General features: G+C 64.8%; 9 protein-coding genes and 1 riboswitch. Of the genes, 5 read left to right on the top strand and 4 right to left on the bottom strand.

Going from position 1 to position 12,236, the window contains the following annotated elements; all coding sequences use genetic code 11:
• Nucleotides 1-57 precede the first annotated feature (57 nt).
• From AC3RCM_RS11885 to cobW, 3 genes are read right to left on the bottom strand one after another with little or no spacing between them, the layout of a single operon-like run.
• Complete coding sequence (locus tag AC3RCM_RS11885) at nucleotides 58-1,071, bottom strand: magnesium chelatase ATPase subunit I (RefSeq protein WP_492629627.1); 1,014 nt, start codon at nucleotides 1,069-1,071, stop codon at nucleotides 58-60.
• Nucleotide 1,072: 1 nt separating this feature from the next.
• Entirely contained in the window at nucleotides 1,073-4,834 is a 3,762-nt protein-coding gene (cobN, locus tag AC3RCM_RS11880; RefSeq protein ID WP_492629626.1) for a cobaltochelatase subunit CobN, read from the bottom strand.
• 3 nt (nucleotides 4,835-4,837) lie between these two features.
• Nucleotides 4,838-5,905, bottom strand: coding sequence for a cobalamin biosynthesis protein CobW (gene cobW, locus AC3RCM_RS11875; RefSeq protein WP_003247913.1), 1,068 nt, complete (start codon nucleotides 5,903-5,905; stop codon nucleotides 4,838-4,840).
• Nucleotides 5,906-6,005: 100 nt separating this feature from the next.
• Nucleotides 6,006-6,222, bottom strand: a riboswitch (cobalamin riboswitch).
• A 100-nt stretch (nucleotides 6,223-6,322) separates the two neighbouring features.
• On the opposite strand from cobW, the gene AC3RCM_RS11870 reads away from it, so the two are divergent.
• From AC3RCM_RS11870 to AC3RCM_RS11855, 4 genes are all read left to right on the top strand, one after another.
• Nucleotides 6,323-6,700 carry a glyoxalase superfamily protein gene (locus AC3RCM_RS11870; protein ID WP_492629625.1) on the top strand — a complete coding sequence of 126 codons (378 nt, stop codon included), beginning with the start codon at nucleotides 6,323-6,325 and terminating at the stop codon, nucleotides 6,698-6,700.
• Nucleotides 6,697-7,059, top strand: a complete 363-nt coding sequence (locus AC3RCM_RS11865) for a hypothetical protein (RefSeq protein WP_492629624.1) — start codon at nucleotides 6,697-6,699, stop codon at nucleotides 7,057-7,059. The genes AC3RCM_RS11870 and AC3RCM_RS11865 overlap by 4 nt, the downstream gene beginning before the upstream one ends.
• Nucleotides 7,060-7,230: 171 nt before the next feature.
• Nucleotides 7,231-8,808: an ATP-binding cassette domain-containing protein gene (locus AC3RCM_RS11860; protein WP_457251018.1), complete on the top strand. Its 1,578-nt coding sequence runs from the start codon at nucleotides 7,231-7,233 to the stop codon at nucleotides 8,806-8,808.
• 136 nt (nucleotides 8,809-8,944) lie between these two features.
• Nucleotides 8,945-9,964 (top strand): branched-chain amino acid aminotransferase, encoded by a 1,020-nt coding sequence (locus AC3RCM_RS11855; protein WP_003247906.1) that lies wholly within the window; start codon nucleotides 8,945-8,947, stop codon nucleotides 9,962-9,964.
• Between the two features lie 829 nt (nucleotides 9,965-10,793).
• Here the strand turns inward: AC3RCM_RS11855 and AC3RCM_RS11850 are convergent.
• On the bottom strand, nucleotides 10,794-11,222 hold the full coding sequence (locus AC3RCM_RS11850) for a multidrug/biocide efflux PACE transporter (protein WP_064493384.1): 429 nt from the start codon (nucleotides 11,220-11,222) through the stop codon (nucleotides 10,794-10,796).
• A gap of 92 nt (nucleotides 11,223-11,314) precedes the next feature.
• Here AC3RCM_RS11850 and AC3RCM_RS11845 point away from each other — a divergent pair, with 92 nt between their 5' ends.
• Complete coding sequence (locus AC3RCM_RS11845; RefSeq protein ID WP_104887739.1) at nucleotides 11,315-12,169, top strand: LysR family transcriptional regulator; 855 nt, start codon at nucleotides 11,315-11,317, stop codon at nucleotides 12,167-12,169.
• Nucleotides 12,170-12,236 lie beyond the last annotated feature (67 nt).

Genomic DNA, 12,236 nt, shown 5'->3' with positions numbered 1-12,236 from the left:
TCTGCTTGCCTATGCCCGTTCTGGCATCCGCCCCGTTGGCTGGTGGCTGGGGGATGCTCAGGGCTTTTTTGCCCAGTTCGGCACCTCGCGGCGGGCGCCGCTGGCTACCGGCTGTGCCGGTAATGCCCCCCAGTCGCCCTGCCCGCCCCGTTCACCCGGGTTGCCGGCACCAGGCTGCTGGTCAGGCGGCTGTGGCGCCGACGGCGGGTTGGCCTGGGGCGTCATACGGCGGCGATGGCGCAAGGCGAATTCGGCCACCGCCTCGACATCCACTTCTTCGATAGCTGCAGCCCCCCGCCAGGCACAGTGGGCGCGCGCAGCGCGCAGCCACACCAGGTCGGCGCGCAGGCCATCTACGCCGGCGGCGTAGCAGCGCTCGGTAATCCAGGCCAGCGCCTGGTCATCCAGGGCAATGTCGGCCAGGGCCTGGCGCGCCGCGTGGCAGCGCTCGCGCAGTTGCGCCTGGGCCTGGGCCCAGTGTGCGCAGAACCCCTGAGGGTCACTGTCGAAGGCCAGGCGGCGGCGAATGATCTGCTGCCGGGCCTCGGGCTCCGGCAAGCCCTCCAGCGCCACGTTCAAGCCGAAACGGTCGAGCAACTGCGGGCGCAGTTCGCCCTCTTCCGGGTTCATGGTGCCGATCAGTACGAAGCGGGCGCTGTGCCGATGCGAGATACCGTCACGTTCGATACGGTTTGTGCCGCTGGCAGCCACGTCAAGCAACAGATCGACCAAGGTGTCGGGCAGCAGGTTGACTTCATCGACATACAGCACACCGCCGTCGGCCTGGGCCAGCACGCCCGGGGAAAACTGCGCCTTGCCCTGCCCCAGCGCGGCATCCAGGTCGAGGGTGCCGACCAACCGTTCTTCACTGGCGCCCAATGGCAAAGTGACGAACGGGCCTTCCCCAAGCAGGTCGGCCAGGCCACGGGCCAGGGTGCTCTTGGCCATGCCACGCGGCCCTTCGATCAACACACCACCGATCCTGGGGTCGATGGCGGTCAGGCACAGCGCCAGCTTGAGGTCGTCTGCACCGACCACGGCCGCCAGCGGAAATTGTACGGGTTCACTCATTTCAAGCCTGTTCCTCGCCATCGAGCAGTTGGTCCTCAAGGGCTTCGCGGTAGTCGCCCGGCGCCTGCCACAAGCCGCGCTGCTGGGCCTCCAGCAGGCGCTCGGTGAGGTCGCGCAGGGCCTCGGGGTTGTGCTCGCGCATGAAATCGCGGGTCGCCGGGTCGAGCACATAGGCATCGGCCAGCCCCTGGTAATGATGGTCGTCGATCAGGTGCGTGGTGGCGTCGAAGGCGAACAGGTTGTCGACTGTCGCGGCCATCTCGAAGGCACCCTTGTAACCGTGACGCTTGACCCCGTCGATCCACTTGGGGTTGAGCGCACGGGCACGGATCACCCGGTTCAGCTCTTCCTTGAGGGTACGGATGCGCGGTCGGTCGGCCTGGCTGTGGTCGCCATGGTAGCTGGCCACCACCGCCCCGGACAGGGTTTCCGAGGCCGCCAGCATGCCGCCCTGGAACTGGTAGTAATCGTTGGAATCGAGCAGGTCGTGCTCGTGGTTGTCCTGGTTCTGCAGCACCGCCTGCACCTTGGCCAGGCGCTGGGCGAACTGGGCGCGGGCCGGGGTGCCGTCGTCGCTGCCGCCATAGGCATAGCCGCCGTGGTTGAGGTAGACCTCTGCCAGGTCGTCGCGGCTGTGCCACAAACGCCCGTCGATGGCGTTCTGCACCCCGGCACCGTATGCGCCGGGTTTGGCACCGAACACCCGCCAGCCAGCCTGACGTGCAGCCTGCTCGGCATCCACGCCTTGAGCCTGCAGCGCGGCCCGCTCGCTGCGCACGCGGGCTGCCAGGGGGTTGAGGTCGTCCGGCTCGTCCAGCGCAGCCACGGCCTGCACGGCGGCGTCGAACAGGCGGATCAGGTTACCGAAGGCATCGCGGAAGAAGCCGGAAACGCGCAAGGTCACATCCACCCGGGGGCGGTCGAGCAGGCTCAACGGCAAGATTTCGAAGTCGTCGACGCGCTGGCTGCCGGTGGCCCAGACAGGCCGCACGCCCATCAGCGCCATGGCCTGCGCGATGTCGTCGCCGCCAGTGCGCATGGTCGCCGTGCCCCACACCGACAGGCCGAGCTGACGCAAGTGATCGCCGTGGTCCTGCAGATGGCGCTCGAGGATCAGGCTGGCCGAGGCGAAGCCCAGGCGCCAGGCTGTGGTGGTGGGCAGGTTGCGCACGTCCACGGTATAGAAGTTGCGGCCGGTGGGCAGCACATCGAGGCGCCCTCGGCTAGGCGCACCACTGGGGCCGGCGGGCACGAAGCGCCCGGCCAGTGCCGCCAGCAGGCCATGCATTTCCGCCGTGCCGCAGGCGTCAAGGCTGGGTGCGACCGCTTCACGCAGGGCCTGCACTACAGCGTGCACCGGTTGCCACTCACTCAGGTCGGGTAACTGTGCTGTGCCTTCCAGCGCCTGCCCGATCACCTGCAGTGCCAGCAGCTCAAGGCGCTCGCGGGTGTCGCCACAGGTGCGCCAAGGTTCATTGCTCATGGCCAGCAGCTGTTCAGGGCGTATGCCCTGCCACGGCTGCCCAAGGTCGCAATCGAGCGGGTCCCAGCCCGGCACCAGTGCTTTGGCCAAAGCTCGCAGCAGGCTGGCATTACCGCCACGGCCGTCGCCACGCTCGACCCGCAACAACGCCAGCAGCGTATCCAGGCGTAGCCGCCCCTCAGGTGACTGACCAAACACGTGCAGGCCATCACGAATTTGCGACTCCTTCAGGTCGCACAGGTAGGTATCCAGGCGCGGCAGCCATAGCGCCGCATCGTCCAGTTGCCCTTCCAGTTGCAATTCACGGTCGATGTGGTTGGCCTTGACCAGCTCGAGGATGTCACGCTGCAACTCGCGGGCACGTCGAGGGTCGAGCAACTGCGCTTCGTAGAACTCGTCGGCCAGTTGTTCCAGGTGGCGCAGCGGGCCATAGGTTTCGGCACGGGTCAGCGGCGGCATCAGGTGGTCAATGATCACCGCCTGGGTGCGGCGCTTGGCCTGGGCACCCTCGCCCGGGTCATTGACGATAAACGGGTAGACGTTCGGCAGCGGACCCAGCAGCGCGTCCGGCCAGCACTGCGCCGACAGCCCGACGCCTTTGCCGGGCAGCCATTCGAGGTTGCCATGCTTGCCGACGTGGATCACCGCATCGGCGGCAAATGCGTGACGCAACCAGAAGTGAAATGCCAGGTAGCCGTGCGGCGGCACCAGGTCAGGGTCGTGATACACCGCGCTGGGGTCCACCTGGTAGCCCCGCGCCGGCTGGATACCGACGAAGGTCAAGCCAAAGCGCAGGCCGGCAACCATCAGCCGGCCGCTGCGGTACATCGGATCCTGTTCGGGCGGCCCCCAGCGTTCCAGCACTGCCTGGCGGTTGGCCTGCGGCAGGCGCTCGAAGGCCACCTGGTAATCGGCTAGGCTCAGGCTCTGGGCACAGGGGCGCTGGTCGAGGTGGTCGAGGTCGTTGGTCACCCCACCGAGCAGCTGGTGGATTAGTTGCGTACCGCTGCCCGGCAACTCGGCCAGCGGATAGCCTTCGGCCTGCAGCGCCTTGAGGATGTTGAGTGCGGCGGCGGGCGTGTCCAGGCCGACGCCATTACCAATGCGGCCATCCCGGGTCGGGTAGTTGGCCAGCACCAATGCCACACGCTTCTGGGCATTGGGCAGGCGGGCCAGCTCGACCCAGCGGCGGGCCAGCTCGGCGACAAAGTCCATGCGCTCGGGGTGGGCGCGGTAGCAGACAACGTCGGACTGGCTGCGCTCGCTGCGCCAGGCCATGTCCTTGAAGCTGACCGGGCGCGTGATGATGCGCCCGTCCAGCTCCGGCAATGCAATGTGCATGGCCAGGTCGCGCGCGCCCAGGCCCTGCTCGCTGGCTTCCCAGCCTGGCTGGTTGTCCTGCGCGCAGATTGCCTGAAGCACCGGGATGTCGCGGCGAAACGGGCGCAGGTTGGGGCGCTCGGGGCTGGACAAGGCGAAACCGGTGGTATTGACCAGCACTTCGGCGCCGACCTCGTCCAGCCAGGCTTCGACCTGTTCCAGGCAGGCGCTTTCCTTGAGGCTGGCCACGGCGATCGGCAACGGGTTCAGGCCGGCAGCCTGCAGGCGCTGGCAGAACACGTCGATGAACGCGGTATTGGCCGCTTGCAGGTGCGAACGGTAGAACAGCAGCGGCGCCACTGGCTGCTCGGGGTGCCAGTGCGGGTACCAGTCCTCGAGTGTCGCGCTGCCCTTGGCGGGGTGATAGACCGCCGTGCGCGGCAAAGGCTGCGGCTCGTCCCAGGCATAGTCGCGGCCCAGCCATTGGCTGGCCAGGCAGTTGAACAGGTTGATGGCGTTGGCCTTGCCGCCCTGGCGCAGGTAATGCCAAAGCCGCTCGGCCTGCTCACCGCGGACGTTGCCCAGGCTGGTCAGCTCCGGGTCCGGGCGGTCATCGCCCGGCACCAGAATCAGCTGGACGCCACGGGCGGCCAGCTCGACCAGTTGTTCGACGCCGTAGCGCCAGTAGCCAACGCCACCGTGCAGCGACACCAGGATGACCTTGGCGTGGCGCAGCACCTGGTCGACATACAGGTCGACCGAGGCATGGTTCTGCACCTGCATCGGGTTGGCCAGGCGCAGGCTGGGAAAGTCTTCGGGCAATTGCTCGGCGGTGTCGGCGAGCAATGCCAGGTGTGAATCGCCGCTGCAGAGAATCACCAGCTCGGCGGGTGTCTGGCCGAGGTCGGCAATGCTGTCATCCGGTACGAAACCACCGGGCTGGGTCCGCAGCAGGTGCATGGGTCAGGCGCCCAGCGCCTGGCGCAGGCGCGCTTCCAGCTGGGCAGCATCGAGGTCCTGGCCGATCAGCACCAGGCGGGTGATGCGCGGCTCGTCGGCGCGCCAGGCGCGGTCGAAGTGCTTGTCGAAACGGGTGCCCACGCCTTGTACCAGCAGGCGCATCGGCTTGCCCGGGATGGCGGCGAAGCCTTTGGCGCGCAGGATACCGAACTCCACCACCAACTGGGTCAATGCATCGAGCAGCAGGCTTTCGTCGGCTTCAGGCAGGTCGATGGAGATGGAGTCGAAGGCGTCGTGGTCATGATCGTCATGATCGTCGCCATCGTGGTGCGAATCGTGGTGGGTTCGGCGGCCATCGATATGCGCCTCGGACTCGGCACCCACGCCCAGCAGCACCTCCAGTGGCAGCTTGCCGCTGCTGGCCTCGATCACTTTCACCGCCGGCGGCAGTTCTTCGGCCACCTCGGCACGCACCTTGGCCAGGCCTTCGGCGTCGATCAGGTCGGCCTTGTTCAACACCACCAGGTCGGCGCTGGCCAGTTGGTCAGCGAACAGCTCGTGCAGGGGCGATTCATGGTCCAGGTTAGGGTCGAGCTTGCGCTGGGCATCGACCTGGTCCGGGTAGGCGGCAAAGGTACCAGCGGCCACGGCCGGGCTGTCGACCACGGTGATGACCGCATCGACGGTGCAGGCGTTGCGGATTTCCGGCCACTGGAACGCTTGTACCAATGGCTTGGGCAGGGCCAGCCCGCTGGTTTCGATGAGGATGTGGTCGAGGTCGCCACGGCGGGCTACCAGCTCGCGCATCACCGGGAAGAATTCTTCCTGCACGGTGCAGCACAGGCAGCCGTTGGCCAGCTCGTAGACGCGGCCGCTGGCTTCTTCCTCGGTGCAACCGATGCTGCACTGCTTGAGGATTTCACCATCGATGCCCAGTTCGCCGAATTCGTTGACGATGACCGCAATGCGGCGCCCCTGGGCGTTGTCGAGCATGTGGCGCAGCAAGGTGGTCTTGCCCGATCCGAGGAAGCCGGTGACGATGGTGACGGGGAGCTTGGCCAGTGTTTTCATGTCGCATTGCCCTTGGCAGTGTGGCGCGGGCATGCAGGACGACAGCCGCAGGCCAGGCCGGCCGGGCTTGTTCGCCACCGGATCACCCCGCCCGGTTGAAAGTCGAAAACGTGACGAGGCAGGTCTCCTGGCTTGCACCGTTCCATGTCCCCGTTCAGTCGAACAGCGGGCTGGCGGGATGACGCCTTCCCGCGCGCTGGCGCAGTGGCTGTGTCGATCCGTTGTCGGTGCTTACAGTTGCGGGGGCAGCCGCGGCTTGTACCGCGTTCCCGTCTTAGCTTCGGCAAGGCCGAAGAACCTCGAAGTGGCAAGGCTACGCAGTGGCTGGCGGGTGGTCAACCATTGCTGCGGGGCCGGTCGACAACGCTGGGCGCAAGTGCGCTACAGTGGCGCCTTATCCACGGTCAAGGACGCACCATGCCCTTCGCCCCCGCCATACCTGTACTGCGCATATTCTCGATCGACAAGGCCAAGGAGTTCTACCTCGATTTCCTGGGTTTCAGCCTGGACTGGGAGCACCGCTTCAGCCCGGACTTGCCGTTGTACATGCAGATCCACCGTGATGGCCTGATCCTGCACCTTTCAGAGCACCATGGCGATGCCTGCCCTGGCTCGACCGTGTTCGCCCGCCTCGACGACCTGCACGCGCTGGAGCGTGAATTGCAGGGTAAACAGTACGGTTTCGCCCGGCCCGAGGCCGAGCGCCTGGATTGGGGCCTGCAGATGCAGGTGTGGGACCCGTTCGGCAACCGCCTGCGCTTTTGCCAGCAGATCGATGACGAGGCCAACCCGTGAAGGCATTGGGCAAACGCGAAATGGGTCGCCTGGAGCGGGAGTTGGTCGCGTGCCTGACCGATGCCTGCGAAACCGCCAAGGCGGAGATTGTCGGCTTCTGTTGGCTAACCCATCGCCTCAACCCGGAGGACTTTCCGAGCAGCCTGCGTATTACCTGGGTATTCGAGCAAGAGGCCGACAAGGCAGCGGCCGTGGTCGGTGATGCGAAGGCGCGCATGCTGGCACTTACCGCTCTGGCGCTGGAGCAAGCCGGCATTCAGCTGGACCATCCGGCCTGGCATGTGCGATTCGACAGTGAAGAAGCCTGCGCGCACGGCCACGGCGCAGACTGGGCCAAGCGCTTGCAGACGCAGCGCTGAGCCCCAACCGGCAGCCGGTGCTTTACCCGGCCCCAGACGGTCCGTTAGGCTACGCATTCTCTAAATGACGAGGTGTTCGTCCAATGCGCCATTGATGCCGCCGTCCTTTCGACGGCCAGTCTTCAGCCTCCGGTTCGTTCCGGAGATGTCGCGGCATTTGTGGAGTTGTGCATGACGAACACGTCGATTCTGACGCTGGACAGCGTCTCCTTGGCCTTGCCTGATGGCAGGCCGCTGTTTAGCAACCTCAACGAAACCTTCGACCAACGCCGCACCGGCCTGGTCGGGCGCAATGGCGTGGGCAAAAGCCTGCTAGGGCAGATTCTTGCCGGCCGGCGTGAACCGAGCAGCGGCCATTGTCGGCGCCTCGGGCCTGTCCATTTGCTGGACCAGCAAGTCATCGAGCGCAGCACCACACTGGCCGACCTGGCCCAAGTGGGGCCGGTGATTGCGGCGCTGGAGCGCATCGAGCAAGGCAGCATCAAGCCCCAGGATTTCGACACCGTTGGCGAGCGCTGGGATATGCGCGAGCAATTGCAGCTACAGCTTCAGGGCAATGGCCTGGGTCAACTCGACTGGCGCCAGCCCGCACGAACCCTGAGCGGTGGCCAAGCCATGCGCGTGGCATTGATTGGCGCGTGGCTCAGCGATGCCGATTACCTGATCCTCGACGAGCCAAGCAATCACCTGGACAGCAACGCCCGAGCCCAGCTGCTGAGCATGATCGAAGCCTGGGACCGTGGCTTGCTGGTGATCAGCCACGACCGCAGCCTACTGGCGCACATGGCACGCATTGTCGAACTATCCAGCCTGGGCTTGCAGGCCTATGGTGGCAACTACAGCCTCTATAGTGCGCAAAAAGCCAACCAGACGGCGCAGGCCCAGCAGCAACTTGCCCGGCTGAAGCAGCAGCAGCAACGCCAGGCCCGTGAACTGCAGCGCCAACGCGAAGACCTGGAGCGCCATCAAGCCCGAGCCGGGCGCCAAGCCAAGCACGCCAACCAGGCCAAGATTCTGGTCGACCGCAAGCAGGAGCGCAGCCAGGCCACTGCTGGCAAGCAGCGCCGCGACCATCGCGAAGCTCGGCAAACGCTAGTGGGCAAAGTACGTGACGCCGCCCGCGAGGTGGAGCAAGACAGCGCTATTACCTTGCAAGCGCCCACACCTCAGCGTCATCCGGGCCGTGAAGTGTTGGCCTTGCAGGCACTTTGCTTGCCGCATGGCACCCGCAAAGCGCTTGACCTGCGCTTGTGCCTGGGCCAACGCGTAGGGCTGATCGGCGCCAATGGCAGTGGCAAGTCCACCCTGCTCAGGCTGCTGAATGGGGAATTGCCGGCATCGCCCGACAATGTGCGCCTCATTGGTGAGACCGCCCTGCTCGACCAGCACTGCAGCACACTGGCAGGCAACCGTAGCGTGCTCGAACACCTACGCCAAGCCAACCCGACGCTGGCCCAGGGGAAATTGCGCAGCCGCCTGGCGCAACTGGGCCTGGATGCGGCCCGTATCGAACTGCCCAGTGGCCTACTTAGCGGCGGCGAGCGTATGAAGGCGGCGCTGGCCGCCGTGCTGTACCGTGAACGGCCGCTCGACCTGTTGCTGCTTGACGAACCCGGCAACCACCTGGACCTGCCATCGCTGACAGCACTGGAACGCATGCTTGGGCAGTTTCGCGGGGCGCTGATAGTGGCGTCCCATGATGTGGTATTGCTGGAAAACCTGGCGCTGGATGAGTACTTGCTGTTGTAGAAACCGAAAAAAAAGCATCGCAGCCTATCAATTCGTGACTGGCCGTTCCCGATCCGCCAAGGATGTATTAAGGTGGCATGGTGCGCATATAACAGCAGCCCGAGCGATCGGGCACTTGCAAGACAATGAGGGTGTCATGAGCAACGAAAGCATTAATTGGGACAAGCTGGGTTTCGACTACATCAAGACCGACAAACGCTACCTGTCCGTATGGCGCAATGGCGAGTGGGACAAGGGCACCCTGACCGAAGACAACGTACTGCACATCAGTGAAGGCTCCACGGCCCTGCACTACGGCCAGCAGTGCTTCGAAGGCCTGAAGGCCTACCGTTGCAAGGACGGCTCGATCAACCTGTTCCGCCCGGACCAGAACGCGGCCCGCATGCAGCGCAGCTGCGCACGCCTGCTGATGCCGCACGTGCCGACCGATGTGTTCATCGAAGCGTGCAAGCAAGTGGTCAAGGCCAACGAAAAGTTCGTGCCACCACACGGCAAAGGCGCCCTGTACCTGCGCCCGTTCGTGATCGGCACCGGCGACAACATTGGCGTGCGCACCGCCCCCGAGTTCATCTTCTCGGTGTTCGCCATCCCGGTTGGTTCGTACTTCAAGGGCGGCATGAAGCCGCACAACTTCCAGATTTCCAGCTTCGACCGTGCTGCCCCACAGGGCACCGGCGCGGCCAAGGTCGGTGGCAACTACGCTGCCAGCCTGCAGCCGGGCGCTGAAGCGAAGAAGGCCAACTTCGCCGACGCCATCTACCTCGACCCGCTGACCCACACCAAGATCGAGGAAGTCGGTTCGGCCAACTTCTTCGGCATCACCGCCAACAACGAGTTCGTCACCCCGAAATCGGCCTCGGTACTGCCAGGCATCACCCGCCTCTCGCTGATGGAACTGGCGCAATCGCGTCTGGGCCTGACCGTGATCGAAGGCGATGTCGAGATCAGCAAGCTGGACCGCTTCGTCGAAGCCGGTGCCTGCGGCACCGCAGCCGTGATCACCCCGATCGGCGGCATCGAGTACAACGGCAAGCTGCACGTGTTCCACGACCTGGAAAAGGTCGGCCCGGTTACCCAGAAGCTCTACAACGAGCTGACCGGTATCCAGAGCGGCGATGTAGAGGCACCGGCAGGCTGGATCGTCAAGGTCGCCTGAGGCGCATCAGCTGTATGAAAACGGGGCATGCCAGCAATGGCATGCCCCGTTTTTCTTGGGTTTTCGCAGCCACCTTGAGGTGCGGGTTTACCCGCGAATACGGTGGCGTCGGCAACGGTGAACGGCGGGTGGAAATTGGCCAGCAGGGCCGGCCCTTTCGCGGGTGAACCCGCTCTTACACGACGGCCTGCGCTCAACCCCTGATGTGTGTCCACCACCGTGGTAGGAGCGGGTTTACCCGCGAATATGGTGGCGGCGGCAACGGTGAACGGCGGGTGGAAATTGGCCAGCAGGGCCGGCCCTTTCGCGGGTGAACCCGCTCCTGCGACGGCCTGTGTCCAACCCACGATGTGTGTCCACCACCGTGGTAGGAGCGGGTTTACCCGCGAATACGGTAGCGGCGGCAACGGTGAACGGCTGGTGAAATTGGCCAGCAGGGCCGGCCCTTTCGCGGGTGAACCCGCTCCTACACGCGGCCTGTGCATAACCCACGATGTGTGTTCACCACCGTGGTAGGAGCGGGTTTACCCGCGAATACGGTAGCGGCGGCAACGGTGAACGGCTGGTGAAATTGGCCAGCAGGGCCGGCCCTTTCGCGGGTGAACCCGCTCCTACACGACGGCCTGCGCCCAATCCCCGACGTGTGACCACCACCGTGGTAGGAGCGGGTTTACCCGCGAATACGGTAGTGGCGGCAACGGTGAACTGCGGGTGGAAATTGGCCAGCAGGGCCGGCCCTTTCGCGGGTGAACCCGCTCCTACACGACGGCCTGTGCTCAACCACCGACCTGTGTCCCCCCTGATCAATGAACCGCGCCGGGTGGCCGAATCATGCCAGGCGCCGCTGCACCAGCAGGTGCCGGGCTTTGTCGAACGCCCAGTTGTACACCACGGTGTAGGGCAGGATGATCACGAAGAAGCCCAGCTCCACCATGAACGCCTGCAGCAGCGAAACCTCCAGCATCCAAGCCGCCACCGGCAGGCACCACACCACCAGACCGGCTTCGAAGCCAAGACCGTGCACGAAACGCGTACTGGCCTTCCAGTTGATGCGTTCGGTTTGCACCCAGCGATCGACCAGTGCGTTGTAGACCATGTTCCACAGCATGGCGATCACCGACAGGGTCACCGCCAGCGCGCCCGCCGTTGCCAACGACTTGCCCATGATCCAGGACAGCAGCGGCGCACACAGCAGTACCGCAAAAACTTCATAGCCAACGGCGTGGACCAGGCGTTCGGTGAAAGACACGTTTTTCATTGCAAATCCCATCCATTGCGTGAGTCGTGCTTCCCATTCTCTTTGATAGAACTGATACTCGCGATATAGCTACCATCGGTTTTATCAATACCATGCGTTACTCTCCCGAAGCTCTGGTCGCCTTTACCGAAGCCGCCTCGCTAGGTTCGTTTTCTGCGGCGGCGCGCAAGCTGCGCAAAAGCCAGTCCACTGTCAGCATCGCCATCGCCAATTTCGAGGCCGATATTGGCTGTCCGCTATTTGACCGCAATGGCCGCCACCCCACGCTCAATGAAGCAGGCAGGCAGGTGCTGAGCCATGTCGAGGCGATTCTCGATGCCAGCGCCCAGCTCGATGCGCTGGCAGTGCGACTGGCGCAAAATGTAGAGGCGCTGGTATCTGTGGTGATGTCGGACAGCTACAGCGTAACGTTCCAAGGGGCGGTGATGACTCGTTTCGCCCAGCACTACCCCCATACCGAGCTACGCTGCGGCCCGGCGGAGGACGCTGATGTGATCGAGATGGTCCAGCAGGGCCTGGCCCATGTCGGCATCCTTGCCACACAGCCCGGCTACCCCGCCGACGTGGCCGTGGCGCGCTTGCCGGAGCAGGCAGAGTTCGGCGTATATGTCGCCAGCGAGCATCCGCTGGCGAGCCTGGCGCAGGTACAGGCGCAGCATCTGGAGAACGCCCGACAGCTGTATATCAAGACCTATGCCCCCAGCCTGCACCATGGCCGTGGCCAAGCGTGGTCGGCACCGGATTACCTGACCCTGCTGGAGTTCGCCGTGCGCGGGTTTGGCTGGGCCGAACTGCCCAGGGCACTGGTTAAACGGTTTGGCAACGAGCTGGTGGAGTTGCAGATAGCGGGTTACCCCCGGCGGGTGGATATGGATGTGGCCTGGTCGAGCCGGCGTGCCTTGGGGCCGGCCGGGCAATGGCTGGTGCGACAGATGTTGGGGCAATAGTTGTGTCGCCTGCCCGAACTTGAAGTGCGCCCAGACACAACAACCGGTACACCCAGCGACAAGCCTT

The organism is Pseudomonas sp. GW823-FHT05G12 (genome assembly GCF_058795575.1).
This window is presented reverse-complemented; position numbering and strand designations above follow the sequence as displayed.

Bases quoted from the DNA above. Each gene is read 5' to 3' on its own strand.
- AC3RCM_RS11885 (WP_492629627.1), bottom strand. From the start codon at position 1,071: ATGAGTGAACCCGTACAATTTCCGCTGGCGGCCGTGGTCGGTGCAGAC.
- cobN (WP_492629626.1), bottom strand. From the start codon at position 4,834: ATGCACCTGCTGCGGACCCAGCCCGGTGGTTTCGTACCGGATGACAGC.
- cobW (WP_003247913.1), bottom strand. From the start codon at position 5,905: ATGAAAACACTGGCCAAGCTCCCCGTCACCATCGTCACCGGCTTCCTC.
- AC3RCM_RS11870 (WP_492629625.1), top strand. From the start codon at position 6,323: ATGCCCTTCGCCCCCGCCATACCTGTACTGCGCATATTCTCGATCGAC.
- AC3RCM_RS11860 (WP_457251018.1), top strand. From the start codon at position 7,231: ATGACGAACACGTCGATTCTGACGCTGGACAGCGTCTCCTTGGCCTTG.
- AC3RCM_RS11855 (WP_003247906.1), top strand. From the start codon at position 8,945: ATGAGCAACGAAAGCATTAATTGGGACAAGCTGGGTTTCGACTACATC.
- AC3RCM_RS11850 (WP_064493384.1), bottom strand. From the start codon at position 11,222: ATGAAAAACGTGTCTTTCACCGAACGCCTGGTCCACGCCGTTGGCTAT.
- AC3RCM_RS11845 (WP_104887739.1), top strand. From the start codon at position 11,315: ATGCGTTACTCTCCCGAAGCTCTGGTCGCCTTTACCGAAGCCGCCTCG.